Raw genomic sequence first — 24,996 nt, forward strand, 5'->3', positions numbered from 1 at the left:
GCCGCAAATTTCAGCAAACGATCGTGGGTGGCGAAAAATATCGTTGACTCGTTGCGTCAGGTAAGTAGAATGCAACGCATCGAACGGCGGCGCAGGTTGCCAGACGATAACAAAATCAAGTGATTAACAAAGTTACTTGATGATGCGGGAATAGCTCAGTTGGTAGAGCACGACCTTGCCAAGGTCGGGGTCGCGAGTTCGAGTCTCGTTTCCCGCTCCAGTTTAAAGACATCGGCAATAGCGGGTGTCTGGCTGAAAAGCCTGAAGAATATGGCGCGTTAGCAAAGCGGTTATGTAGCGGATTGCAAATCCGTCTAGTCCGGTTCGACTCCGGAACGCGCCTCCACTTTCTTCCCGAGCCCGGATGGTGGAATCGGTAGACACAAGGGATTTAAAATCCCTCGGCGTTCGCGCTGTGTGGGTTCAAGTCCCACTCCGGGTACCATGGGAAAGACAAGAATAATCAAAGCAATAAGCAGTGTCGTAAAACCACCTCCGGGTGGTTTTTTTGTGTCTGTCATCTGTTCGCTGATGTTCTTGTCGGCCATTCCTTCCCCAATAAGTATCCCTTACTTCGCCAGCCATGTAAGATAATTGCGGGCGAGAGTATTTCACTGAGGAAAAGCGTTATGAAAACAGGACCGTTAAACGAAAGCGAGCTGGAATGGCTGGATGATGTACTGACAAAGTACAATACCGATCACGCGATTCTGGATGTGTCAGAGTTGGATGGTTTACTGACGGCTGTACTCAGTTCGCCGTATGAGATTGAGCCAGAGCAATGGCTGGTCGCGGTATGGGGTGGGGCGCAATATGTTCCGCGCTGGTCCTCTGAAAAGGAGATGACGCGTTTTATGGAACTGGCGTTTCAGCATATGGCGGATACGGCAGACAGACTTAATGAGTTCCCGGAACAGTTTGAACCGCTGTTCGGTCTGCGTGAAGTCGAAGGTCATGAGCTGACCATCGTGGAAGAGTGGTGCTTTGGCTATATGCGCGGGGTCGCGCTCTCTGACTGGTCCACCTTACCGGATACGCTACAACCCGCGCTGAAAGCCATTGCGCTGCACGGTACGGAAGAGAACTTCGCCGTGGTTGAAAAAATGTCACCAGAGGCGTTTGAAGAGAGCGTTAACGCGATTCGTCTGGCGGCCCTGGATTTACACGCGTACTGGATGGCGCACCCGCAGGAAACGCCGGTGCAGGTGCCGGTAAGAGCGGAAGTAAAGGTGGGGCGCAACGATCCTTGCCCCTGCGGCAGCGGTAAAAAATATAAACAGTGCTGTCTGCACTAAACACAAAAAAGGGGCTTAGCGCCCCTTTTGTTTTATCCCACTTCAGGCAGCAGCCCGGCGGCGATACAGAACTGTACGCCGATCACCACTATCCCACAGGTAAAGACGAGGGCTAATGCCGGAACGCCGCCCGCGACGCGATACGTTGCCTGCGGATTATGCTTCCTGCTTTGCCACGCGAGCAGGGAAGGGATCAGCAACGCCAGTACCGCCAGCGCGACGCCAGCGTATCCCAGCGCCATCACAAAGCCGCGCGGGTAAAAGAGTGCGAACGCCAGTGGCGGCAGGAAGGTAATTGCGCCGGTTTGCAGACGCCCGGCGACGGTGTTGCGTCGCTGGAACAGATCTGCCAGATAATCAAATAATCCCAGCGCCACACCCAAAAACGATGTCGCCAGCGCCAGGTCGGCAAACAGATGCACCGCCAGTTCAACGTGCGGCGAGGCAACCACCTCACGCAAGGCCTGCAACAGGCCATTTAACCCGGCATGATCGGCCAGCAAGCCCATAAAGGTAGAGGAGTTGATACTGCCGAGCGTGGCAAGCTGCCAGAAAATGTATGCCACCAGCGGGATTGCGCTACCGGTGATAAATACCCATCGCAGTTTGCGAATATTACCGTTCATATAGCTGACGATGCTGGGTACGCTGCCGTGAAAACCGAATGACGTAAAAATGACCGGAATTGCTGATAACGCCAGACCCTGTTGCAGCGGCAGCGTAAGCAGATTCACTTTATGAATATGCGGCATCAGCAGCGCCAGCATAGCGATCAGGAAGATAATTTTGGCGCTGAAGAGAAAGCGGTTGAACAGATCGACCAGCGAGGTTCCGACGCACACGACGCCACCGGCAACCACGGTGAACAGCAAAACGCCCATCGCCGGAGACATATCGGCGCCCGTCCAGTCGCTGATGCTTGAGGCCAGCAGTTCGCCAGCCCCGCTGATATAGGCCGCTGTGAGCGCATACATCAGAAACATCATGCTAAAGCCGGTGATCCATTGCCCATAACGTCCGAGGTAGCATTTTGCCAACGTTCCTAACCCGGTATCTGCCGGAACGTGCTGATATACTTCCAGAAGCAACAGCGCGGTGTAGCACATCAATGCCCATAACCCAATCAATAACGCCAGTGTGACGCTGAAACCAACGCCAGCGGCGGCCAACGGCATCGCCAGCATACCGGCGCCGATAGTGGTGCCCGCCACGATAAAAACACTACCCAGAGTTCTATTTTTCACGCTTTCCTCTGTCCCAGAGATAATCAACGGTTATATCTGCGGCGCAGGGTAAGGCATAACATTATTTTCGTCAAATGACCGTTACAACATGTGTATACCATTGTTTACGAAAACTGGCGTGAAGGCGTGCGCCACCACGATTGCATCGGCTGTGCATGTAAACCTGCGTTAGCGCAAAGCGCTATTCACCGGCTCCCGGTAGGCTACAGGTTTTATTGAGGAGGATGTATGGATTCTATTCACGGCCACGAAGTGCTGAATATGATGATTGAGTCAGGCGAGCAGTATTCGAATGCCAGCCTGGAAGCGGCGATTACGGCGCGTTTTGGTGAACAGGCGCGTTTTCATACCTGTTCGGCTACTGATATGACGGCGGCGGAGCTGGTGGCGTTTCTGGCGGCGAAGGGTAAGTTTATTGCGAAGGATGACGGCTTCTCTACGCACGAAAGCAAGATCTGCCGCCATTGAGCCTAAACGGTGAGGGGCCTCACCGTTTAATTTTAGTTTTGGGTATCAAGCGTAGACAGTTCTTTATCGATGAAGTACAGACCTTCACCGCTTTTCCCTGCCAGCGTTAATTTATCAATAATAGATTTAAATAACTTCTCTTCTTCATGCTGTTCAGCGACATACCATTGCAGGAAGTTGAATGTCGGATAATCCTGGTTGGTCATCGCGGCATGCGCCAGTTCATTAATTTTCTGCGTAATTAATTGTTCGTGTTCGTAGGTGGCGCGGAACAGTTCATCCAGTGAAGCATATTCGGCAGCAGGCGAAGAGATCGTATTGATGCACGGTAAGCTACCGGTATCGGTCAGATAATCGAACAGGCGCTGCATATGCGTCATCTCTTCCTGCGCGTGACGACGCAGGAACGCTGCCGCCCCTTCAAAGCTATGGTAGCTGCACCATGCGCTCATCTGTTGGTAGAGCAGAGAAGAATATAATTCAAGGTTCATTTGCTCATTCAGTTTGTCGATCATTTCTGTTTTCAGCATGGTTCCGCTCCACAAAGAATCATTATACGTTGATGTGGCGTCACTATAATTTGTTATTTAATTATTTGCAAAAGGTAAAATAATAAATTTAATTATTAAAAATGCGAATGGGAATAAAACGCATTAACGCTATTAAATATAAAATATACAATGAGAATAATTAAAGCCAGCAGCGTCATGCTGGCTAAAGATATTAATACCCGCCAACGGATATTGGCTGGATGGCTACGCCCTGACACTGATAAGACAGCGTGATTCTGGTGTTCATGCACAGCGAACCGGCATAAACGCTACAGGTTGACACTGGCTGACCGAATGCGATGGCGTTGGCGTATCCCATCTGCTGACATTCGCGTGTCGCCGTACCGTGCGCAACATAATCATCCGCGCGCGCCGTTTGCATCATCGCCTGGTTATAACTGAGGCGGACAATCCCGCTTGTCGGGTTGGTTTCACTGACCTGCGCTTGTTTGGTGAGGGTACATCCCGTCAGGGCTATGAGTGAGAGGCCAAGGATAAAGGTTTTCATAATATCGCTCTGAGAATCCGGTGACAGCACATCCTATCTTGAACAGTAGACATTCAATGGCCTGAATAGCTTAAGAATTGCCCATGATTAATCCCAACGACACCGGCTCTTTGTGCGATACGGGAAAAGTGTGAGCACATCTTAATTTTTTAAAACCATTTTTCACTAAATTTGAAAGTATGTTTGCGAGATAGTAATGTGACGTATACGTCAACGACTCACGGCGGGATTTCCCGCGACGCATTCAGGAGAAGACAGAATGAAAATTGCACTGATGATGGAAAACAGCCAGGCAGCTAAAAATGCCACCATTCATCGCGAGCTTAAAGCGGTAGCGGATGAAAAGGGATTCCCTGTTTTCAACGTCGGGATGAGCGATGAAAACGACCATCATCTGACTTATATCCACCTTGGTATTATGGCCAGCATTCTGCTTAACGCCAAAGCGGTGGATTTTGTTGTGACGGGTTGCGGCACCGGGCAGGGCGCGCTGATGTCGCTGAATATTCATCCGGGCGTGGTGTGCGGCTACTGCATCGACCCGGCGGATGCGTTCCTGTTTGCGCAGATTAACAACGGTAATGCGCTTTCTCTGCCATTCGCAAAAGGCTTTGGCTGGGGTGCGGAGTTGAATGTGCGTTTCATCTTTGAAAAAGCATTCACCGGCCGTAACGGGGAAGGGTATCCACCAGAACGTAAAGAACCGCAGGTGCGTAACGCGGGCATTCTGAACCAGGTGAAAGCGGCGGTGGTGAAAGAAAACTATCTGGATACGCTGCGCGCCATCGATCCTGAACTGGTGAAAACGGCGGTCTCCGGCCCACGTTTCCAGCAGTGTTTCTTTGACAATTGCCAGGATAAAGAGATCGAAGCGTTCGTTCGCGACATTCTCGGTTAATGTGTCATGCCAGCCGGATAACGCGGCGTTTATCCGGCTTACCGCGTTTGCTTTGCTACCGTTTCTTCTCCTGAATGGGTACTATGGCGGCCTTTCTATAAGGAGCTTACTATGTCCCAACCACTGAACGCCGATCAGGAACTGGTCTCTGACGTTGTTGCCTGCCAGTTAGTTATCAAACAGATTCTGGATGTTATTGACGTTATTGCCCCGGTTGAAGTTCGGGAAAAGATGTCCAGCCAGTTGAAAAACATCGATTTTACCAGCCACCCTGCCGCTGCGGACCCGGTTACTATGCGGGCCATTCAAAAGGCGATTGCGTTGATTGAGCTGAAATTCACGCCGCAGGACGAAGCGCACTAAAGTAAAGCGACTGCGTAACAGCCTCCCGGCACGGGAGGCGTAACGCCGTGGCAATATAGCGGTTAGTGGTGTTGATAGTTGACGACGTTGAGTAAGTGTTTGTCCGTTTGCACCATACACAATCCCGCGCGTTTTGCGCTGCGAACTTCATCGAGAATCGTCTGTAACAGAACGCCATCCTGCTGCTGATCTTTTTCCAGGTCGTGGAGAAAGTTGAGCGTTGGCGCGTCATTCATTGCTTTGGCTTCGTCGGTTAAGCGTGAGAGCGTGCTGGCGCGTTGCTGATACTCATCCAGCGTTTTTTGAAATAACTCTTCAAGACAGGTTAACTCTTCGCCGGGAACATCAATGGCTCTCACGATGGGGTTGGCGCCTGCGTTCTTCATAAAATTGAACATGCGCATCATCTGGGTCACGTTTCCCTGCGCCTGGGTACGAAGAAAGGTCGCCGTGCCGGTCAGACTGTGGTCAAAACACCAGTCGCTCAGGTGGAGGTAGAGGTTGGATGCGTAAAACTCAAGGTTCATTTGGGTGTTGAGCTTATGAACCATTCCAGCTGTCGCCATATCAATATCCTTATTTCCAGAAAGGGTGATGCGCGTTACTCATGTATGCGCAATGAATACTGTTAGCAGAATAAATCCGTTCTGCCGGTCCTTTATGTGATCAAAAAGCTGATTCCGTTGCCGATCGAAAATAAGCATAGCGCCAGTACGGCTATAAGAAAATCCTTAAATCCCAATGTTTATATTTTTTTACAGTTTGCTGAAGGTATATCGCTGACGGAGAATGTAAAAATATAACGAGTGTTGATATATATGATTGATTTTACGTGATTTTAAGTTGATATTTATTTTTGAAATGATGTTTCATATCACAAAAGAAAATACACCGGCGTGTTAGTATCGAATAATTAGCGGGCGAAACAGTTCTGGCCGAAATTATCGACAACGTTTTTTGCGCCAGATCATTTTTGCCCATTTTTTAAATATAACCGAATGAACAATTCGTCATTTCGGTGTGATTAACACGAGTAAAGCGAGGAGTCGTAAATGAAAAAGGTCGCTGTCCTGCTGGCGCCAGGATTCGAAGAAGCAGAAGCCGTGGTCACTATTGATATTCTGCGTCGCCTGAATATTGATGTTGAAACGCTGGCCTGCGCGGAATCTCGCGCGGTAGTGAGTTATCACGATATTCCAATGGTTGCGGACAACACCCTCGCCGGGCGTCTGGACACGTTGTATGACGCCATCGTCTTGCCCGGCGGCCCGCAGGGGAGCGCTAATCTGGCCGCCAGCGCGCAGGTGATCGACTTCGTTTCCCGCCATGACGCTGCGGGTAAATTGATCTGTCCGGTCTGCTCCGCCGCAGCGCGTGTGCTGGGGGGCAATGGTCTGCTGAAAGGGCGCCGTTACGTCTGCTCTGGCGACCTATGGGAAAATGTGACTGACGGTGAATATGTTGATGCGCCGGTCGTGGAAGATGGCAATCTCTTGAGCGGCAAAGGGTTAGGGCATATTTTTGATTTTGCGCTGACGCTGGCTGCTCGTCTGTCAGGGGATGACGCTTCTGTTCGCGATCATGCCGATCATATTTACTATACCTGGTAAAGCATATTTCCCCGGATGCGCCTGCATTCGGGGACAAGGATTTGCTGGCTGATGTTATGGACTAATCTGCTACCCCTTTTTTATTTGTCTGACAAAACCTTCTTTTTTTATGTCATTTTCCGCTGAATTTATGTACGCAATTACTGTAATTCTGCGGTGTGATGCCGCTCTCCTATGGAGAATCAATTTCCCGCTACAACTAACACCAGCACGGGTATCAATCCTTGGCTTTTAAGGTAATATCTTGTTTTACGGCTAAATTACAAAGAATCGTTCGATTTTACCCTACATAAAAGAACGCTAAAGCTGGAGTTAACCATGCACAAATTTACTAAAGCGCTGGCAGCCATCGGTCTGGCTGCCGTTATGTCACAATCCGCTATCGCGGAAACCATGAAGCTCGGTTTTCTGGTGAAACAACCGGAGGAACCCTGGTTCCAGACAGAATGGAAATTTGCCGATAAAGCCGGGAAAGATCTGGGTTTTGAGGTCATTAAAATTGCGGTGCCGGACGGTGAGAAAACCCTGAACGCCATCGACAGCCTGGCGGCGAGTGGGGCAAAAGGCTTCGTTATTTGTACCCCGGACCCGAAACTGGGTTCAGCGATCGTTGCAAAAGCGCGTGGGTATGACATGAAGGTAATCGCCGTGGACGATCAGTTCGTCAACGCGAAAGGTAAGCCAATGGACACCGTACCGCTGGTGATGATGGCGGCCACGAAAATTGGCGAGCGCCAGGGGCAGGAGCTGTATAAGGAGATGCAAAACCGCGGCTGGGATGTGAAGGAAACGGCGGTGATGGCGATTACCGCTAATGAACTGGATACCGCGCGTCGCCGCACATCCGGCTCGATGGAAGCGCTGAAAGCTGCGGGCTTCCCGGAAAAACAGATCTATCAGGTTCCAACGAAATCCAATGATATTCCCGGCGCATTCGATGCCGCTAACTCTATGCTGGTTCAACACCCTGAAGTGAAACACTGGCTGATTGTCGGCATGAATGACAACACCGTGCTGGGCGGCGTGCGCGCCACCGAAGGTCAGGGCTTTAAGGCGGCGGACGTTATCGGCATCGGCATTAACGGTGTGGATGCGATCAGCGAACTGTCAAAAGCGCAGGCGACAGGATTCTACGGCTCGTTGCTGCCCAGCCCGGACGTACACGGCTATAAATCCAGTGAAATGCTCTACAACTGGGTAACCAAGGATGCGGAACCGCCAAAATTCACTGAAGTGACCGACGTGGTGCTGATCACCCGTGACAACTTCAAAGAAGAACTGGCGAAAAAAGGTTTAGGCGGCAAGTAACACAAATGCCGGATGGCGACGCGAAAACGGCTTATCCGGCCTGCGAATTGCGTATTCAGTAGGCCGGATAAGGCAACGCCGTCATCCGGCAAAATCCTGACTCACGGAGACGTTATGCAACAGCCCACCCCATATCTCTCATTTCGCGGCATCGGGAAAACGTTCCCTGGCGTTAAGGCGCTGACGGATATCAGTTTTGACTGTTATGCCGGTCAGGTGCATGCGCTGATGGGCGAAAATGGCGCCGGGAAGTCCACACTCTTAAAAATTCTCAGCGGCAACTATGCGCCAACCACGGGATCGCTGGCGATCCGTGGGCAAGAGATGACCTTTGCCGACACCACGGCTGCACTGAATGCTGGTGTCGCCATTATTTACCAGGAACTGCACCTCGTGCCGGAAATGACCGTTGCGGAGAATATATATCTCGGCCAGCTCCCGCATAAAGGGGGGATTGTTAACCGGACGCTGCTCAACTACGAAGCCGGTCTTCAGTTACAACATCTGGGGATGGATATCTCCCCGGATACCCCGCTGAAATACCTCTCGATTGGCCAGTGGCAAATGGTGGAGATTGCGAAAGCGTTAGCGCGTAACGCCAAAATTATCGCTTTCGATGAACCGACCAGCTCGCTCTCCGCCAGGGAGATCGAGAACCTGTTCCGGGTAATTCGCGAACTGCGCAAAGAAGGGCGCGTCATTCTGTATGTGTCGCACCGTATGGAAGAGATCTTTGCACTGAGCGATGCCATTACTGTGTTTAAAGATGGCCGCTACGTTAAAACATTTACCGATATGCAGCAGGTTAACCATGACGCGCTGGTTCAGGCGATGGTTGGGCGCGATCTCGGCGATATCTACGGCTGGCAGCCTCGCGCCTGTGGCGCAGAGCGGCTGCGGCTGCAAGAGGTGAAAGCGCCGGGCGTTCGCGCGCCTGTCAGCTTATCCGTACGCAGCGGCGAAATTGTCGGCCTGTTTGGTCTGGTTGGCGCCGGGCGCAGTGAATTAATGAAAGGGCTGTTCGGCGGAACGCGCATCACCGGAGGGCAGGTGTTCATTGATGAGCAGCCCATTGATATCCGCAAACCGGCGCACGCGATTGCGGCGGGCATGATGCTGTGCCCGGAAGATCGCAAAGCGGAGGGGATCATTCCTGTGCATTCGGTTCGCGACAATATCAACATCAGCGCCCGACGTAAGCATGTGCTGGGCGGGTGCCTGATCAATAACGGTTGGGAAGAGAGCAATGCCGAACACCATATTCACTCCCTCAATATAAAAACGCCAGGTGCTGAACAACTCATTATGAATCTCTCCGGGGGGAATCAACAGAAGGCGATTCTGGGACGCTGGTTATCGGAAGAGATGAAGGTCATTTTGCTTGATGAGCCGACGCGCGGTATCGATGTCGGCGCAAAACACGAGATCTACAACGTTATTTACGCGCTGGCGGCGCGCGGTGTGGCCGTGCTGTTTGCCTCCAGCGATCTGCCGGAAGTTCTTGGTGTTGCCGACCGTATTGTGGTGATGCGTGAAGGTGAGATCGCCGGTGAATTACTTCACGAACAGGCGGATGAACGGCAGGCCCTGAGCCTTGCTATGCCTAAAGTCAGCCAGGCTGTCGCCTGAGTAAAGGAGAGTAAGATGTCTTCTGTAACTACATCCGGTTCTGGCGCACCTAAGTCGCCGTTTAGCTTCGGGCGTATCTGGGATCAATACGGCATGCTGGTGGTGTTCGCCGTCCTGTTCCTGGCGTGTGCGATCTTTGTGCCTAACTTTGCCACATTCATCAACATGAAGGGGCTGGGGCTGGCGATTTCGATGTCGGGTATGGTGGCGTGCGGGATGCTGTTTTGTCTGGCGTCCGGCGATTTTGACCTCTCCGTCGCCTCGGTAATTGCCTGTGCCGGCGTCACCACCGCCGTGGTTATCAATATGACCGAAAGCCTGTGGATTGGCGTGGCGGCCGGGCTGTTGCTGGGCATACTCTGCGGACTGGTGAACGGTTTTGTTATCGCGCGTTTAAAGATCAACGCCCTGATTACCACGCTCGCCACGATGCAGATTGTCCGTGGTCTGGCCTATATCATCTCTGACGGTAAAGCGGTAGGGATTGAAGATGAGCGCTTCTTCACCCTCGGGTATGCCAACTGGTTTGGGCTGCCTGCGCCGATCTGGTTAACGGTAGGGTGCCTGGTTATCTTTGGTTTATTGCTGAATAAAACCACGTTTGGCCGCAATACGCTGGCGATTGGCGGGAATGAAGAAGCGGCGCGTCTGGCCGGGGTGCCGGTAGTACGCACGAAGATCATTATCTTCGTTCTCTCCGGGCTGGTGTCGGCGGCGGCGGGGATTATCCTGGCGTCGCGTATGACCAGCGGCCAGCCAATGACCTCCATTGGTTATGAACTGATTGTGATTTCAGCCTGCGTATTAGGCGGTGTCTCCCTCAAGGGCGGCATCGGAAAAATCTCATATGTGGTCGCGGGGGTGTTGATCCTGGGGACGGTGGAAAACGCCATGAACCTGCTGAACATTTCCCCCTTTGCACAGTACGTCGTGCGCGGCTTAATCCTGCTGGCAGCGGTAATCTTCGACCGTTACAAACAAAAGGCGAAGCGCACCGTTTAATGAAATAAACCGTAACTATTTAGTTTAGCTCCTCCCGATAGCCAGCCGCTACCCCGGCTGGCTATTGTCTTTCTAAATGGCGAGCAGCGTCACACTGTCTATACTTACATGGCTAATGGGGCCGATCCGCGCGCCTCAAAAACGATGATTAAGGAGGAGAACAGGGTGGCAGAACCGTTAACCGTATCCCCCGAACTGTCCGCAAACTATGCTTATTTTTTCGATCTTGATGGGACGCTGGCGGAGATTAAACCACACCCGGATCAGGTGGTGGTGCCGCACAATATTCTCCAGCTGTTACACCGCCTCTCGACGCATAACGCAGGGGCGCTGGCATTGATTTCAGGGCGCTCAATGGCTGAACTTGATGCGCTCTCAGCCCCCTTTCGCTTTCCCCTTGCCGGGGTGCATGGGGCGGAACGCCGTGACATCAATGGTAATACCCATATCGTGCGCCTTCCGCAGGCGATAGCACGCGATGTCAGCACGCAGCTGCACGCCGCGCTGGGAAATCTTCCAGGGGCGGAACTGGAAGCGAAAGGCATGGCCTTTGCGCTGCATTACCGGCAGGCGCCGCAGCATGAGGCGACGTTGCTGGCGCTGGCGCAGCACATTACGCAGAAATGGCCGCAGCTTGCGCTTCAGCCGGGTAAATGCGTGGTGGAGATTAAACCGAAAGGCGCGAACAAAGGGGAGGCCATTGCCGCGTTTATGCAAGAAGCGCCATTTGCAGGGCGTATCCCTGTCTTTGTGGGCGATGACTTGACGGATGAGGCGGGCTTTGACGTCGTCAATAATTTGGGAGGGATTTCAGTCAAAGTGGGTGCCGGGGCGACCCGGGCAACAGGACGTCTGGCAGGCGTTCCTGAGGTCTGGCGCTGGCTGGAAGAAATTAACAATCCACAACAAGAAAAAAAATTAATGAATGACAGGAGAGATGGCTATGGGTCGTTTAGTCGTAGTATCTAATCGAATTGCTCCCCCGGATAATAAAGGCGGCGCGGGTGGCCTGGCAGTTGGCGTACTGGGCGCATTGAAAGCGGCGGGCGGATTGTGGTTCGGCTGGAGTGGCGAGACGGGCAACGAGGATAAGCCGTTAAAAAAGGTCACACGAGGCAATATGACCTGGGCGTCTTTTAATCTGAGCGAGCAGGACTACGAGGAATATTATTGCCAGTTTTCGAATGCGGTCTTATGGCCTGCCTTCCATTATCGACTCGATCTGGTGCAGTTCCAGCGCCCCGCGTGGGAAGGGTATTCACGGGTGAATGCGCTGCTGGCGGATAAGCTGCTGCCCTTACTGAAAGATGACGATATTATCTGGGTTCATGACTATCATTTATTGCCGTTTGCCAGTGAATTGCGCAAGCGGGGCGTGAATAATCGCATCGGCTTTTTCTTGCATATTCCTTTCCCGACGCCGGAAATTTTCAATGCCTTGCCGCCGCACGATACGCTGCTGGAACAACTGTGTGATTTTGACTTACTGGGATTCCAGACGGAAAACGACCGCCTGGCGTTTCTGGACAGTCTGTCAAGCCAGACCAGAGTAACCACGCGCGGCAGTAAGAGCCACTCGGCATGGGGGAAATCCTTCCGCACTGAGGTCTATCCTATTGGCATTGAACCTGACGAGATCGCACAACAGGCTTCCGGGCCGTTGCCGCCGAAACTGGCGCAGCTAAAAGCGGAGCTGAAAAATGTGCAAAACATTTTTTCCGTCGAGCGTCTGGATTACTCCAAAGGATTACCGGAGCGTTTCCAGGCGTATGAAGCGCTGCTGGAGAAATACCCCCAGCACCACGGGAAAATTCGCTATACGCAAATAGCGCCGACCTCGCGTGGTGAAGTGCAGGCTTATCAGGATATCCGCCACCAACTGGAGACGGAAGCAGGGCGTATCAACGGTAAATATGGACAGCTTGGCTGGACGCCGCTCTACTATCTTAACCAGCACTTTGATCGCAAGCTGCTGATGAAGGTGTTCCGCTACTCGGATGTCGGGTTAGTGACCCCGCTGCGGGATGGTATGAATCTGGTCGCGAAAGAGTTTGTCGCCGCGCAGGACCCGGCAAATCCCGGCGTTCTCGTTTTGTCACAGTTTGCCGGTGCGGCGAATGAGTTGACGTCCGCGCTCATTGTTAACCCTTATGATCGGGATGATGTGGCCGTGGCGCTCCACCGCGCGTTGACCATGCCGCTTGCCGAACGCATTTCACGCCACGCGGAAATGCTTGAGACGATTATTAAAAATGATATTAATCACTGGCAGCAACGGTTTATTCGCGACCTAAAGGATGTCGCGCCACGTAGCGCTGAAACGCTGCATCGCAATAAGGTCGCCACCTTCCCAAAGCTTGCCTGACGCCCGCTAATCACCGGCAAGCGGGACCAGCAATACATCAACTTCACTGGCGCTAACGACACTTTTCGCTGAGCAGGACGCTCGCGAAAAGAAGCTGTGATTATGATTGCCGCAAATGACCAAATCCACCTGCTGCTTACGACACACATCCAGAATATGCGCGCTTAACTCCCCGTAAGTAATGAACGTTTGTTCAATCGGGTAGTCTGCCTTCGCACTCAGTTTGTCGAGAAAATCCTGCGTCTCTTCATGCATCACCTCCCGCAAATCTTCCAGCATGGGGGCGGCGAATTGATTATACAGCTCGGGATCAGAGGCAAGGGTAATCAGGCTAATGCGGGCATTGACGGGACGAGCAATGGAGACAGCTTTCGCTAACAGCTGCTGACTTTCGGGGGTAATGGCGACGGCGACAAGAATATGCGTATAGCTCATAACTCGCTCCTTATTGCAAGAATATGAGGTTTCTTCTTCAGCTTTACTCTGTTTAGTCGAATTCTGCAATGTTTTCCTGTGACGATAGTGTGAAGGTTATCATAATAATTCATTAATTATTCTTATAAATGGAATAGTGGCATAACGCACATTGTAAACGTTATTGCGCGCTTTAACTTAAATCGACCAATTATGAAAACAAAATGTTAATTACGATGTAACAAAAATTAACTTGTTATGCATCATAGATACCGTCTATTGGTTAACCCTGCTTAATATTTAAGTGGTTGTTTAGAAACGATTAAATTATTTTATGTCCCCGACAGGAATATTCAGGAAGGGGGATATTTTCAGATGTTATTTTAACGGTTCTAAACATAACGCATGAGTGATTATTTACGCACATATTCGTGTATCTGGAATAGAAAAACTGAACGAAAGGCTAAAAAATAATCAAAATAAAAGTTCAACTGATGGATTTATGTTAAGTATTTGGATGATTTATGTGATCTGGATCACATATTTCTCAAATTCGCAGCCCGGCTCCGTTGTATGTGTTCGTGCTGACGAGTAGAGTTGCGTCGAATTAGGAAAAATCTTAGGCATTTTGTAATAAATCATGTAAACGTGTAAAAACCTGACACCCCATTAAGGGGGGTTTTACTGTATGCATCGGTGCCTGGGCGTGGCTATGCATTTGACCTTTTTGCTTTTTTTACCGGGGATTCCCGGCGACATCACGGGGTGCGGTTACACCGCATAAAAATAAAGTTGGTTATTCTGGATGGGAACAATGCATACATCCGAGTTGCTGAAACACATTTATGACATCAATCTGTCATATTTACTCCTTGCACAGCGTCTGATCGTTCAGGACAAAGCATCCGCGATGTTCCGCCTTGGTATCAGTGAAGAGATGGCGAACACGTTGGGTACTCTGACTCTTCCACAAATGGTTAAACTGGCCGAAACGAACCAGCTGGTATGTCATTTCCGTTTTGACAACCACCAGACAGTTACCCAGCTGACCCAGGATTCTCGCGTTGACGATCTTCAGCAAATTCATACCGGTATCATGCTTTCAACACGCCTGTTACACGATGTGAATCAGGCCGATGATGCGGCGCGTAAGAAAAGGGCTTGATGATGAGTGAAAAAAGCATTGTTCAGGAAGCTCGCGATATCCAGTTAGCGATGGAATTGATCTCTTTGGGCGCCCGTTTGCAAATGCTGGAAAGCGAAACGCAGTTAAGTCGTGGTCGCCTCATCAAATTATACAAAGAGTTACGCGGCAGTCCTCCGCCAAAAGGTATGCTTCCTTTTTCAACGGACTGGTTTATGACATGGGAGCAAAACATTCATGCCTCCATGTTTTGCAACGCCTGGCAGTTCTTACTCAAAACCGGTCTGTGCAGCGGTGTGGATGCGGTCATTAAAGCGTACCGTCTGTATCTGGAACAGTGCCCGCAGGCGGAAGACGGGCCATTGTTGGCGTTAACGCGCGCATGGACGCTGGTGCGTTTCGTGGAAAGCGGGTTGCTTGAATTATCGACCTGTAATTGCTGTGGCGGGAATTTTATTACCCATGCGCATCAGCCTGCGGGAAGTTTTGCCTGTAGTTTGTGCCAGCCGCCGTCCCGCGCAGTAAAAAGACGTAAACTTTCCCAAAATGCTGCCGATATTATTCCACAACTGCTGGATGAACAGATCGAACAGGCTGTTTAACCGATACGGTGTGGACAAACACTCCAGCAGCGGTAAGTGATTACCGCTGCTTTTTTTTGCCTTGCCGACGTGTTATTCGCCCGACTGTACATCCTGTTTTAGTCAACAGCGGAAGGATGATGTCGTGCTTATCTTATTAGGTTACCTGGTAGTTCTCGGTACAGTTTTCGGTGGTTACATGATGACCGGCGGACACCTTGGAGCACTCTATCAACCGGCTGAATTCGTCATCATCGGTGGTGCGGGGATCGGGGCATTCATTGTCGGTAACAACGGCAAAGCGATCAAAGGGACGTTAAAGGCGATCCCGTTACTGTTTCGTCGTTCGAAATACACAAAAGCGATGTACATGGATTTGCTGGCGTTGCTCTATCGCCTGATGGCCAAATCGCGCCAGCAGGGGATGTTCTCGCTGGAACGTGACATTGAAAACCCGAAAGAGAGTGAAATTTTTGCCAGCTATCCGCGTATTCTGGCCGACGCGGTCATGCTTGATTTTATCGTCGATTATCTGCGCCTGATCATCAGCGGCAACATGAATACCTTTGAAATTGAGGCGCTGATGGATGAGGAAATTGAAACCCACGAAAGCGAGGCGGAAGTTCCTGCCAACAGCCTGGCGCTGATGGGCGATTCATTACCGGCATTTGGTATCGTTGCGGCGGTCATGGGGGTTGTCCATGCGCTGGCTTCCGCCGATCGTCCGGCGGCTGAACTGGGGGCGCTGATCGCCCATGCGATGGTGGGGACATTCCTCGGGATTTTATTGGCCTATGGGTTTATCTCGCCACTCGCCAGCGTGCTGCGTCAAAAGAGCGCTGAAACCACCAAAATGATGCAGTGCGTAAAAATCACACTGCTTTCTAACCTGAACGGTTATGCGCCGCCGATCGCCGTCGAATTTGGTCGTAAAACATTGTATTCCAGCGAACGACCTTCGTTCATTGAGCTGGAAGAGCACGTACGTGCAGTGAGAAACCCGAACCAGCAGCAGACGACGACCGAGGAAGCATGAAGAATCAGCCCCATCCAATTATCGTCGTAAAACGGCGGAAACATAAGGGTCACGGCGGGGCGCATGGCTCCTGGAAAATTGCTTACGCCGACTTTATGACGGCGATGATGGCTTTTTTCCTCGTCATGTGGCTGATTTCTATCTCCAGTCCTAAAGAATTGATTCAAATTGCCGAATATTTCCGTACGCCGCTGGCAACAGCGATAACGGGCGGACATCGCATCGCGAACAGTGAAAGTCCGATCCCCGGCGGCGGCGAGGACTACACCCAGCAGCAGGGTGAAGTGAACAAGCAACCCAATATTGATGAACTGAAAAGGCGTATGGAGCAGAGCCGTCTGAGCAAATTGCGCGGCGACCTGGATCAGCTGATTGAGTCCGATCCCAAACTGCGCGCATTGCGGCCGCACCTGAAGATTGACCTGGTTCAGGAAGGGCTGCGCATTCAGATTATCGACAGCCAGAATCGCCCGATGTTTAAGACGGGCAGCGCGGAGGTTGAACCTTACATGCGTGACATTCTGCGTGGTATTGCGCCGGTGTTGAACGGTATTCCTAACCGCATCAGCCTTTCCGGTCATACGGATGATTTCCCGTACGCCAGCGGCGAACGGGGATACAGCAACTGGGAATTGTCGGCCGACCGCGCCAATGCTTCGCGTCGCGAACTGGTGGTTGGCGGTCTGGATGATGGAAAAGTATTACGGGTGGTAGGCATGGCCGCCACGATGCGTCTGAGCGATCGCGGTCCTGATGACGCCATCAACCGCCGTATAAGTCTGCTGGTGTTGAACAAGCAGGCAGAAGAGGCCATTTTGCATGAAAACGCTGAAAGCCAGAATGAGCCGGTAAGTGTCTTACAACAGCCAGCGGCACTCCCGCCGGTAAGCGTTCCCACATCGCCACCAGCCAATCCGAGGTGATAGCGTGAGCATGGATATTAGCGATTTTTATCAGACATTTTTTGATGAAGCTGACGAGCTGTTGGCTGACATGGAGCAGCACCTGCTTGATTTGGCGCCTGAAGCCCCGGACTCTGAGCAACTGAATGCCATTTTTCGTGCGGCGCACTCCATTAAAGGCGGCGCAGGTACTTTCGGCTTTACCGTTTTGCAGGAAACAACCCACTTGATGGAAAACCTGCTGGATGAAGCCCGGCGCGGTGAGATGCAGCTCAATACCGACATTATCAACCTGTTTTTGGAAACGAAAGATATTATGCAGGAACAGCTCGACGCCTATAAAAGCTCGGAAGAGCCGGATGCCGCAAGCTTCGAATATATCTGCAACGCGTTACGTCAGTTAGCGCTCGAGGCGAAAGGGGAAACCGCTCCGGCGGTGGTTAACGCTGCCAAACTGAGCGTCGTCGACGGTACGGCGATACAGGAAGAGGCAGTCGCACAGGAAAACAGCGCGGAAGAGAGCAAACTGCGCGTGGTTCTTTCGCGCCTGAAAGCCAATGAAGTCGATCTGCTTGAAGAAGAGTTGGGCAACCTGGCCACCTTAACGGATGTGGTGAAAGGCGAGGATTCGCTGTCCGCGACCCTCGACGGCACGATTGCGGAAGATGACATCATTGCGGTGCTCTGCTTTGTGATTGAAGCCGATCAGATAGCCTTTGAGACGGTCTCCTCAGCCCCGGTCGCGCAGGTCGAAGAGCCTGTTGCCGTGGCAACTACGCCGCAACCGACCGCAGTGGTACCTGTTGCCAAAGCCGCCGCCAGCGAACCGCAGTCCGGGCGCGCCGAGCGTGAAAAGCCGGCCCGTGAGCGAGAGTCAACCAGTATTCGCGTGGCGGTTGAGAAAGTAGACCAGTTGATCAACCTGGTCGGCGAACTGGTGATTACTCAGTCAATGCTGGCCCAGCGTTCTAATGAACTGGACCCGGTTAATCATGGCGATCTCATCACCAGCATGGGTCAGTTACAACGTAACGCCCGCGATCTGCAAGAGTCGGTGATGTCGATTCGTATGATGCCGATGGAGTACGTCTTCAGCCGCTTCCCGCGTCTGGTGCGCGACCTGGCGGGTAAACTGGGCAAACAGGTCGAACTGACCCTCGTCGGCAGCTCGACGGAACTGGATAAAAGTCTAATTGAACGCATTATCGATCCATTAACCCACCTGGTGCGCAACAGCCTCGATCACGGTATCGAGATGCCGGAAACACGCCTTGAAGCCGGGAAGAATGCGATCGGTAATCTGATCCTCTCCGCTGAACACCAGGGCGGCAATATCTGCATTGAAGTGACCGATGACGGCGCGGGGCTGAATCGCGAGCGCATTCTGGCGAAAGCTGTCTCTCAGGGGATGGCGGTCAACGAAAATATGACCGATGAAGAAGTGGGCATGTTGATTTTTGCGCCGGGCTTCTCCACCGCCGAGCAGGTGACGGATGTTTCCGGTCGCGGTGTGGGCATGGACGTGGTGAAACGTAACATCCAGGAGATGGGCGGCCACGTTGAAATCCAGTCGAAGCAGGGGACGGGCACCACCATTCGCATTCTGCTGCCGCTGACGTTGGCTATTCTGGACGGGATGTCCGTCCGCGTGGCGGGCGAAGTGTTCATTCTGCCGCTGAATGCGGTAATGGAATCGCTGCAACCGCGTGAAGACGATCTGCACCCGCTGGCCGGAGGCGAGCGCGTACTGGAAGTGCGCGGCGAGTATCTGCCGCTGGTGGAACTGTGGAAAGTCTTTGATGTCGTTGGCGCCAAAACTGAAGCCACGCAGGGCATTGTGGTGATCCTGCAAAGCGGCGGTCGCCGTTACGCACTGCTGGTTGATCAGCTTATTGGACAGCACCAGGTGGTAGTGAAAAACCTGGAAAGCAACTATCGCAAGGTGCCTGGCATTTCTGCGGCGACGATTCTGGGCGACGGCAGCGTGGCGCTGATCGTTGATGTCTCCGCATTGCAGGGTTTAAACCGTGAACAACGTATGGCGATCACAGCCGCCTGATTGAGTGAGAAAGGTAATTATATGACCGGTATGAGTAATGTAACCAAACTGGCCGGCGAGCCGTCAGGTCAGGAATTCCTGGTATTTACACTGGGAGATGAAGAGTACGGTATCGACATCCTGAAAGTGCAGGAGATCCGTGGCTACGATCAGGTCACGCGCATCGCCAACACGCCTTCTTTTATTAAAGGGGTGACGAACCTGCGCGGCGTGATTGTGCCGATTGTCGATCTGCGCGTGAAGTTTTGCCAGGGCGACGTTGAGTATAACGATAACACGGTGGTCATCGTGTTGAATCTGGGACAACGCGTGGTAGGGATTGTGGTGGACGGCGTGTCTGACGTGCTGTCGCTGACGGCGGAGCAAATTCGCCCGGCGCCGGAGTTTGCCGTTACCCTGTCTACGGAATATCTGACCGGTCTGGGCGCGCTTGGCGAACGTATGTTGATCCTGGTGAACATTGAGAAACTGCTGAACAGCGATGAGATGGCGCTGCTTGATATCGCCGCTTCCCACGTTGCATAACCGTTGACTGCCCGTGCCGGATGGCGGTGTAAACACCTTATCCGGCCTACATACGGCGATGAGTCATGTGTAGGCCGGATAAGCGAAGCGCCATCCGGCAAATAAATTACCCCACTAACTGCTGCGGAACGCGTTCTTCCGCGTCCTCTTCCAGCAAACCTTCATTCTGCGCCAGCATCGCGGTGGCAATCCCGTTTCCTAACACGTTAATGGCGGAACGTCCCATATCAAGAAAATGGTCAATCCCCATCAGCAATAAAATGCCCGCCACCGGAATATTGAAGCTCGGAATCGTGGCGGCCAGCACCACCAGCGCAGAACGCGGCACGCCTGCAATTCCTTTTGACGCCAGCATCAGCGTCAGCATCAGCACCGTAATTTCCGCAAAAGAGAGATGAATATTATAAGCCTGCGCGATAAACATCGACGCGAAAGAGCAGTACACCATTGAGCCGACGAGGTTAAAGGAGTAACCAATAGGCAGCACAAACGACACGATGTTACGTGAGCAGCCAAACTTCGTCAGTTGTTCCAGCGTTTTCGGGTAAGCGGCTTCAGAGCTGCTGGTAGTAAAGGCGACCAGCACCGGATCTTTCAACATGCTGACTAACCGGAACACCTCTTTTTTCAGCACTATATAGCCCACGGCCAGCAGCACCAGGCAGGTCAGCAGAATCGCCACATAGTAGCCGCCGATAAACGACGCGTAGTTAAGCAGAATCCCCAACCCCTGGGTGGCGATCACCGAGGAGATCGCGGCAAAAATGGCCAGCGGCGCAACGTACATCACGTAGCCGGTCACTTTCAGCATAATATGTGAAACCACATCCAGGGCGGCGACCAGCGGCGCGTTGAATTTCTCGCCAAGCGACGCGCCGCCAATACCGAAGAACATGGAAAACACGACGATCTGCAAAATTTCGTTATTGGCCATCGCTCCGGCAATGCTGGTCGGAATGGTGTGCGACAGGAATCCTTTTAAGCTCATACCGCCCACCGCAAGCCCGGTGTCGACCGATTCTGCCGGAATTGCCAGATTCAAACCGCTGCCCGGATGCTCAATCGTCACGATAAACAGCCCCACCAGAATGGACAACACGGAAGAACTGATAAACCAGACCATCGCTTTACCGCCAACGCGGCCGATAGTGGCGGTTTCGCCCAGACGCATGATGCCCACGGTCAGCGTGCTGAAGACCAGCGGGGCAATCACCATTTTAATGAGCCGTAAGAAAATATCGGTGAGGAGCGTGATGTTATCGGACCAGGCGGCGATCGCCTCCTGTGACGCGTAAGAGTGAATCACCGCGCCTGACAGGATGCCTGCCAGCATGAAGATCACGATAAATAACGTGAGTTTGTTTGCACTTGCCACTGAAAAGCCCTCTGGCTGGATTTAACATGTTGTTGTCAGTAACGCTTTTGTTTTATTTATTGAGTCGCACTGAAATATTCATCATATAAATTGAATTAAAGCGCAGGGGGATACAACTATTTTTTATTATTTATTCATTTTGTTGTGTTCTGACGGTTGTGCTTATGTGATCAGAGTCACATAAGAATCGTTTTTGTCGGCAAAATGCAAACTGTCCAGGAAGGTGATGAATGTTAATATAATGATAATAATGATGTTTTTCTGTCAATGTCTGGTTGCCGCCCCAAAACCGCCAGCCGCGATCCGCCAATCGGCGCTTCCTGCTTCTATTTCCTTTTCGCAAATGTAAAGTTCTCTTCTCTGGTGCCGATAACGTTGATAACTCGTTTTCAGGAAGGTGCCTTATGTTTAACCGTATCCGCGTTGTCACAATGCTGATGATGGTGCTGGGGGTTTTCGCACTGCTACAGCTTGTTTCCGGTGGTCTGTTGTTTTCGTCATTACAGCAGAACCAGCAAAGTTTTGTTATTTCAAATGATTTACGCCAGCAGCAGAGCGAACTGACCTCGACATGGGATCTCATGCTGCAAACGCGTATTAACCTGAGCCGTTCTTCGGCCCGCATGATGATGGATGCTTCTAATCAGCAGAGCAGCGCGAAAAACGACCTGCTGAAAAACGCCAAAAGCACGCTGGAGCAGGCGGCAACGCATTATGCTAACTTCAAAAATATCAATCCGCTGCCGGAGATGGCGGAAGCCAGCGGCAATGTGGATGAAAAATACCAGCAATACCATGCGGCGCTGGCGGAACTGGTTCAGTTCCTCGAAAACGGCAACATGGATGCCTACTTCGCGCAGCCAACCCAAGGGATGCAGAACGCACTTGGCGAAGCGCTGGGCAAATACGCTGGCGTGAGCGAAAAACTGTACAGCAAGGCGTTTGATGAGAGCGCGCGTGACTACCATTTTGCCCAGTGGCAATTGGGTATTCTGGCCGTTGTCCTGGTGCTGATTCTGGTTGTGGTGTGGTACGGCATTCGTCATACCTTGCTGAATCCGCTGGCGCGAGTGATTGCCCATATTCGTGATATCGCCAGCGGCAACTTGACCAATACGCTGACCGTCTCCGGGCGCAATGAGATCGGCGAACTGGCGGGAACTGTTGATCATATGCAGCGTTCGCTGATTGAGACGGTGACTCAGGTACGTGAAGGGTCTGACGCCATCTATTCCGGCACCAGCGAAATCGCTACGGGCAACACCGATCTCTCCTCCCGCACCGAGCAGCAGGCGTCGGCGCTGGAAGAAACGGCTGCCAGCATGGAACAGCTCACCGCGACGGTGAAACAGAACGCCGACAACGCCCGTCAGGCGTCGCACCTGGCGCAAAGCGCCTCCGACACCGCGCAACACGGCGGGAAAGTGGTGGATGGCGTGGTCAACACCATGCATGAAATTGCCGACAGCTCGAAGAAGATCGCCGACATCATCAGCGTTATCGACGGCATTGCATTCCAGACCAATATTCTGGCGCTGAACGCTGCGGTTGAAGCCGCGCGCGCCGGGGAGCAAGGGCGCGGGTTTGCGGTGGTGGCAGGGGAAGTGCGTAACCTGGCAAGCCGCAGCGCGCAGGCGGCGAAAGAGATCAAAGCGCTCATTGAAGATTCCGTTTCGCGGGTGGATACCGGCTCCGTGCTGGTGGAAAGCGCCGGTGAAACGATGAGAGACATTGTCAACGCCGTGACCCGCGTGACGGACATCATGGGTGAAATCGCGTCGGCTTCCGATGAGCAAAGCCGCGGAATCGATCAGGTGGCGCTGGCCGTCTCTGAGATGGATCGCGTCACGCAGCAGAACGCCTCGCTGGTGCAGGAGTCGGCGGCCGCAGCGGCCGCGCTTGAAGAGCAGGCCAGCCGTTTAACGATGGCGGTATCCGCGTTTCGTCTGGCATCTCGTCCATTAACCGTAAAAACAGACCTGAATACAACCGCAGCGGCGCCGAGTACAGCGCAACCGCGCCAGCTTGCAACTGAACAAGATACTCACTGGGAAACATTTTGATCGTCTTTTAATCGTGGCCTTTGCCGCCTAATGGGAGCGTTGATGTTTAATCGTATTCGAATCTCGACCACGCTGTTTTTAATCTTGATCCTCTGCGGTGTTTTGCAGATTGGCAGTAATGGCTTGTCCTTTTGGGCATTTCGCGATGGTTTTCAGAGTCTGAACCAGGTCGAGCAGAGTAATCAGCAACGCGCAGCATTGGCGCAAACACGCGCCGTTTTATTACAGGCCAGTACCGCGCTGAATAAAGCCGGGACGTTAACCGCGCTGAGCTATCCGCCCGAGGATATCAAACAGCTGATGACCACCGCCCGGGAAAGCCTGGCGCAGTCCGGCGTTGTGTTTAAAGGTTTTATGGTGACAGAGGCGAGTACGGAAGAGGGGAAAGCGTTACAGGCCGCCACGAAAAAGAGTTATACGCAGTGGTATAGCGATCTGGAGCATCAGGCCACCTGGCTTGAAAGCAACCAACTGTCGGATTTTCTGACCGCGCCGGTACAGGCATCGCAGGACGCCTTTGACGCCAACGTCACTACCTGGCAGCAGAATATCAACCATGTTCTGGAGACGGCCAGCGAACAGGGGAAAGACAATTATCACCGCTCGGCGATCATTTTTATCACGATGGTGGTCGTCGCCGCGTTGTTAACCACCGGGGCGCTGTTCTGGTCACGCAAAATGATTGTTCAGCCGTTGGCGATTATCGGCAGCCATTTTGACAGCATTGCGGACGGAAACCTGGCGCGGCCGATCGCCGTGTATGGGCGCAACGAGATTTCCGCTATTTTCGCCAGCCTGAAGGCCATGCAGCAGGCGCTGCGCGAAACGGTCAGCGACGTGCGGCAGGGCAGTTTAGCGATGCATACTGGCATTTCGGAAATCGCGATGGGCAATAACGATCTGTCGTCACGTACCGAACAGCAGGCGGCGTCGCTGGCGCAAACCGCAGCCAGTATGGAGCAGCTAACGGCAACGGTCGGGCAGAACGCCGATAACGCCCGTCAGGCCTCCGGTCTGGCGAAAAGCGCGGCGGATACCGCGAAAAAAGGCGGCGACCAGGCTTCGCGTATGGCCAGCACAATGCAGGATATTGCCGCCAGTTCGCAGAAAATTGGCGACATCATCGGGGTTATCGACAGCATTGCGTTTCAGACCAATATTCTGGCGCTGAATGCGGCGGTCGAAGCGGCGCGGGCCGGTGAGCAGGGGCGCGGTTTTGCCGTTGTCGCAGGCGAAGTGCGTAACCTGGCGAGCCGCAGCGCGCAGGCGGCCAAAGAGATTAAAGGGTTGATTGAGGAGTCCGTAAACCGTGTGCATCAGGGATCGCAACTGGTGGACACCGCCGCGAATACCATGACGGAGATCGTCAGCTCGGTAACCCAGGTGAACGACATCATGGGCGAAATCGCTTCGGCCTCCGATGAACAGCGCCGAGGAATTGAGCAGGTGGCGCAAGCCGTCAGCCAGATGGATCAGGTGACGCAACAAAACGCCGCGCTTGTCGAAGAAGCCGCCGCCGCCACCGATCAGTTAGCGAACCAGGCAGACCATCTCTCTGCCCGTGTCGCGGTATTTAAGCTTGAAGAGCAAGTCGTAACACAACAAGAGTCGGCGCCGCCGCAAGCGGTACCCGTTGTATCCTGAATGTGATTGAGA

24 protein-coding genes and 3 tRNA genes are annotated in these 24,996 nt (G+C 52.6%); 21 read left to right on the forward strand and 6 right to left on the reverse strand.

Annotated elements, in window-relative coordinates:
- Positions 1–144: 144 nt before the first annotated feature.
- The 4 genes from OGX80_RS19690 to OGX80_RS19705 all read left to right on the forward strand — a co-directional run bounded on the left by OGX80_RS19690 (position 145) and on the right by OGX80_RS19705 (position 1,295).
- Positions 145–220: transfer RNA gene (locus OGX80_RS19690), tRNA-Gly, on the forward strand.
- Between the two features lie 52 nt (positions 221–272).
- A tRNA-Cys gene (locus OGX80_RS19695) sits at positions 273–346 on the forward strand.
- Between the two features lie 12 nt (positions 347–358).
- Positions 359–445: transfer RNA gene (locus OGX80_RS19700), tRNA-Leu, on the forward strand.
- Positions 446–629: 184 nt separating this feature from the next.
- Entirely contained in the window at positions 630–1,295 is a 666-nt protein-coding gene (locus tag OGX80_RS19705; protein ID WP_049009361.1) for a YecA/YgfB family protein, read from the forward strand.
- 32 nt (positions 1,296–1,327) lie between these two features.
- Here the strand turns inward: OGX80_RS19705 and tyrP are convergent, their stop codons facing one another.
- The gene (tyrP, locus tag OGX80_RS19710) at positions 1,328–2,539 is read right to left on the reverse strand and encodes a tyrosine transporter TyrP (RefSeq protein WP_115181524.1); all 1,212 of its coding nucleotides are present in this window, start codon (positions 2,537–2,539) and stop codon (positions 1,328–1,330) included.
- A gap of 228 nt (positions 2,540–2,767) precedes the next feature.
- Here tyrP and OGX80_RS19715 point away from each other — a divergent pair, with 228 nt between their 5' ends.
- On the forward strand, positions 2,768–3,007 hold the full coding sequence (locus tag OGX80_RS19715) for a YecH family metal-binding protein (protein WP_115181525.1): 240 nt from the start codon (positions 2,768–2,770) through the stop codon (positions 3,005–3,007).
- Between the two features lie 32 nt (positions 3,008–3,039).
- On the opposite strand, the gene ftnA is transcribed toward OGX80_RS19715, so the two are convergent.
- Positions 3,040–3,537 (reverse strand): non-heme ferritin, encoded by a 498-nt coding sequence (gene ftnA / locus OGX80_RS19720; RefSeq protein WP_012131939.1) that lies wholly within the window; start codon positions 3,535–3,537, stop codon positions 3,040–3,042.
- A 193-nt stretch (positions 3,538–3,730) separates the two neighbouring features.
- Complete coding sequence (locus OGX80_RS19725) at positions 3,731–4,066, reverse strand: YecR-like family lipoprotein (protein ID WP_012131940.1); 336 nt, start codon at positions 4,064–4,066, stop codon at positions 3,731–3,733.
- A 259-nt stretch (positions 4,067–4,325) separates the two neighbouring features.
- Here OGX80_RS19725 and OGX80_RS19730 point away from each other — a divergent pair, with 259 nt between their 5' ends.
- Positions 4,326–4,964, forward strand: coding sequence for an RpiB/LacA/LacB family sugar-phosphate isomerase (locus OGX80_RS19730; RefSeq protein ID WP_047463111.1), 639 nt, complete (start codon positions 4,326–4,328; stop codon positions 4,962–4,964).
- 111 nt (positions 4,965–5,075) lie between these two features.
- On the forward strand, positions 5,076–5,327 hold the full coding sequence (yecJ, locus tag OGX80_RS19735; protein WP_012131942.1) for a DUF2766 family protein YecJ: 252 nt from the start codon (positions 5,076–5,078) through the stop codon (positions 5,325–5,327).
- Between the two features lie 62 nt (positions 5,328–5,389).
- Here the strand turns inward: yecJ and OGX80_RS19740 are convergent, their stop codons facing one another.
- Positions 5,390–5,893 (reverse strand): non-heme ferritin-like protein, encoded by a 504-nt coding sequence (locus OGX80_RS19740; RefSeq protein WP_012131943.1) that lies wholly within the window; start codon positions 5,891–5,893, stop codon positions 5,390–5,392.
- Between the two features lie 486 nt (positions 5,894–6,379).
- On the opposite strand from OGX80_RS19740, the gene OGX80_RS19745 reads away from it, so the two are divergent.
- From OGX80_RS19745 to otsA, 6 genes are all read left to right on the forward strand, one after another.
- The gene (locus OGX80_RS19745; protein WP_115181526.1) at positions 6,380–6,937 is read left to right on the forward strand and encodes a DJ-1 family glyoxalase III; all 558 of its coding nucleotides are present in this window, start codon (positions 6,380–6,382) and stop codon (positions 6,935–6,937) included.
- Between the two features lie 318 nt (positions 6,938–7,255).
- The gene (gene araF / locus OGX80_RS19750) at positions 7,256–8,245 is read left to right on the forward strand and encodes an arabinose ABC transporter substrate-binding protein AraF (protein ID WP_012131947.1); all 990 of its coding nucleotides are present in this window, start codon (positions 7,256–7,258) and stop codon (positions 8,243–8,245) included.
- A 114-nt stretch (positions 8,246–8,359) separates the two neighbouring features.
- Positions 8,360–9,874 carry an L-arabinose ABC transporter ATP-binding protein AraG gene (gene araG / locus OGX80_RS19755; protein WP_110494118.1) on the forward strand — a complete coding sequence of 505 codons (1,515 nt, stop codon included), beginning with the start codon at positions 8,360–8,362 and terminating at the stop codon, positions 9,872–9,874.
- Between the two features lie 15 nt (positions 9,875–9,889).
- A complete protein-coding gene (gene araH / locus OGX80_RS19760; RefSeq protein ID WP_024130242.1) occupies positions 9,890–10,876 on the forward strand; it encodes an arabinose ABC transporter permease AraH in 987 nt (328 codons plus the stop codon).
- A gap of 165 nt (positions 10,877–11,041) precedes the next feature.
- A complete protein-coding gene (gene otsB, locus OGX80_RS19765) occupies positions 11,042–11,845 on the forward strand; it encodes a trehalose-phosphatase (RefSeq protein WP_115182327.1) in 804 nt (267 codons plus the stop codon).
- Complete coding sequence (gene otsA / locus OGX80_RS19770) at positions 11,820–13,241, forward strand: alpha,alpha-trehalose-phosphate synthase (protein ID WP_024130244.1); 1,422 nt, start codon at positions 11,820–11,822, stop codon at positions 13,239–13,241. Before otsB ends, otsA begins: the two co-directional genes overlap by 26 nt.
- 6 nt (positions 13,242–13,247) lie before the next feature.
- Here otsA and uspC read toward each other — a convergent pair whose 3' ends face one another.
- The gene (gene uspC / locus OGX80_RS19775; RefSeq protein WP_110494120.1) at positions 13,248–13,676 is read right to left on the reverse strand and encodes a universal stress protein UspC; all 429 of its coding nucleotides are present in this window, start codon (positions 13,674–13,676) and stop codon (positions 13,248–13,250) included.
- Between the two features lie 793 nt (positions 13,677–14,469).
- Between uspC and flhD the strand changes: the two genes are divergently transcribed.
- The 6 genes from flhD (at position 14,470) to cheW (ending at position 19,902) form a co-directional block, all read left to right on the forward strand.
- Positions 14,470–14,820, forward strand: a complete 351-nt coding sequence (gene flhD, locus OGX80_RS19780) for a flagellar transcriptional regulator FlhD (RefSeq protein ID WP_024130245.1) — start codon at positions 14,470–14,472, stop codon at positions 14,818–14,820.
- 2 nt (positions 14,821–14,822) lie between these two features.
- Positions 14,823–15,401 carry a flagellar transcriptional regulator FlhC gene (flhC, locus tag OGX80_RS19785; protein WP_024130246.1) on the forward strand — a complete coding sequence of 193 codons (579 nt, stop codon included), beginning with the start codon at positions 14,823–14,825 and terminating at the stop codon, positions 15,399–15,401.
- A gap of 124 nt (positions 15,402–15,525) precedes the next feature.
- A complete protein-coding gene (gene motA, locus OGX80_RS19790; RefSeq protein ID WP_047463125.1) occupies positions 15,526–16,416 on the forward strand; it encodes a flagellar motor stator protein MotA in 891 nt (296 codons plus the stop codon).
- A complete protein-coding gene (gene motB, locus OGX80_RS19795; RefSeq protein WP_047463128.1) occupies positions 16,413–17,339 on the forward strand; it encodes a flagellar motor protein MotB in 927 nt (308 codons plus the stop codon). The genes motA and motB overlap by 4 nt, the downstream gene beginning before the upstream one ends.
- A 4-nt stretch (positions 17,340–17,343) precedes the next feature.
- Positions 17,344–19,377, forward strand: a complete 2,034-nt coding sequence (cheA, locus tag OGX80_RS19800; protein ID WP_047463131.1) for a chemotaxis protein CheA — start codon at positions 17,344–17,346, stop codon at positions 19,375–19,377.
- A gap of 21 nt (positions 19,378–19,398) precedes the next feature.
- Entirely contained in the window at positions 19,399–19,902 is a 504-nt protein-coding gene (gene cheW, locus OGX80_RS19805) for a chemotaxis protein CheW (RefSeq protein WP_024130249.1), read from the forward strand.
- A 106-nt stretch (positions 19,903–20,008) separates the two neighbouring features.
- On the opposite strand, the gene OGX80_RS19810 is transcribed toward cheW, so the two are convergent.
- Positions 20,009–21,277 (reverse strand): dicarboxylate/amino acid:cation symporter, encoded by a 1,269-nt coding sequence (locus OGX80_RS19810; protein WP_012131961.1) that lies wholly within the window; start codon positions 21,275–21,277, stop codon positions 20,009–20,011.
- A 404-nt stretch (positions 21,278–21,681) separates the two neighbouring features.
- Here OGX80_RS19810 and tar point away from each other — a divergent pair, with 404 nt between their 5' ends.
- Together tar and tap are read left to right on the forward strand one after the other, a co-directional pair.
- Positions 21,682–23,340 (forward strand): methyl-accepting chemotaxis protein II, encoded by a 1,659-nt coding sequence (tar, locus tag OGX80_RS19815; RefSeq protein WP_071258741.1) that lies wholly within the window; start codon positions 21,682–21,684, stop codon positions 23,338–23,340.
- A 42-nt stretch (positions 23,341–23,382) separates the two neighbouring features.
- Positions 23,383–24,984, forward strand: a complete 1,602-nt coding sequence (gene tap / locus OGX80_RS19820) for a methyl-accepting chemotaxis protein IV (RefSeq protein ID WP_115181527.1) — start codon at positions 23,383–23,385, stop codon at positions 24,982–24,984.
- Positions 24,985–24,996 lie beyond the last annotated feature (12 nt).

This window comes from Citrobacter sp. CK194 (assembly GCF_030333395.1).
Classification (GTDB): domain Bacteria; phylum Pseudomonadota; class Gammaproteobacteria; order Enterobacterales; family Enterobacteriaceae; genus Citrobacter_B; species Citrobacter_B koseri.

Coding starts and splice junctions, on each gene's coding strand:
- OGX80_RS19725 (WP_012131940.1), bottom strand. CDS start 4,066: ATGAAAACCTTTATCCTTGGCCTCTCACTCATAGCCCTGACGGGATGT.
- araG (WP_110494118.1), top strand. CDS start 8,360: ATGCAACAGCCCACCCCATATCTCTCATTTCGCGGCATCGGGAAAACG.
- tap (WP_115181527.1), top strand. CDS start 23,383: ATGTTTAATCGTATTCGAATCTCGACCACGCTGTTTTTAATCTTGATC.
- cheW (WP_024130249.1), top strand. CDS start 19,399: ATGACCGGTATGAGTAATGTAACCAAACTGGCCGGCGAGCCGTCAGGT.
- ftnA (WP_012131939.1), bottom strand. CDS start 3,537: ATGCTGAAAACAGAAATGATCGACAAACTGAATGAGCAAATGAACCTT.
- flhC (WP_024130246.1), top strand. CDS start 14,823: ATGAGTGAAAAAAGCATTGTTCAGGAAGCTCGCGATATCCAGTTAGCG.
- uspC (WP_110494120.1), bottom strand. CDS start 13,676: ATGAGCTATACGCATATTCTTGTCGCCGTCGCCATTACCCCCGAAAGT.
- OGX80_RS19730 (WP_047463111.1), top strand. CDS start 4,326: ATGAAAATTGCACTGATGATGGAAAACAGCCAGGCAGCTAAAAATGCC.
- flhD (WP_024130245.1), top strand. CDS start 14,470: ATGCATACATCCGAGTTGCTGAAACACATTTATGACATCAATCTGTCA.
- OGX80_RS19745 (WP_115181526.1), top strand. CDS start 6,380: ATGAAAAAGGTCGCTGTCCTGCTGGCGCCAGGATTCGAAGAAGCAGAA.
- OGX80_RS19705 (WP_049009361.1), top strand. CDS start 630: ATGAAAACAGGACCGTTAAACGAAAGCGAGCTGGAATGGCTGGATGAT.
- motB (WP_047463128.1), top strand. CDS start 16,413: ATGAAGAATCAGCCCCATCCAATTATCGTCGTAAAACGGCGGAAACAT.
- araH (WP_024130242.1), top strand. CDS start 9,890: ATGTCTTCTGTAACTACATCCGGTTCTGGCGCACCTAAGTCGCCGTTT.
- tar (WP_071258741.1), top strand. CDS start 21,682: ATGTTTAACCGTATCCGCGTTGTCACAATGCTGATGATGGTGCTGGGG.
- otsA (WP_024130244.1), top strand. CDS start 11,820: ATGGGTCGTTTAGTCGTAGTATCTAATCGAATTGCTCCCCCGGATAAT.
- yecJ (WP_012131942.1), top strand. CDS start 5,076: ATGTCCCAACCACTGAACGCCGATCAGGAACTGGTCTCTGACGTTGTT.
- OGX80_RS19740 (WP_012131943.1), bottom strand. CDS start 5,893: ATGGCGACAGCTGGAATGGTTCATAAGCTCAACACCCAAATGAACCTT.
- OGX80_RS19715 (WP_115181525.1), top strand. CDS start 2,768: ATGGATTCTATTCACGGCCACGAAGTGCTGAATATGATGATTGAGTCA.
- araF (WP_012131947.1), top strand. CDS start 7,256: ATGCACAAATTTACTAAAGCGCTGGCAGCCATCGGTCTGGCTGCCGTT.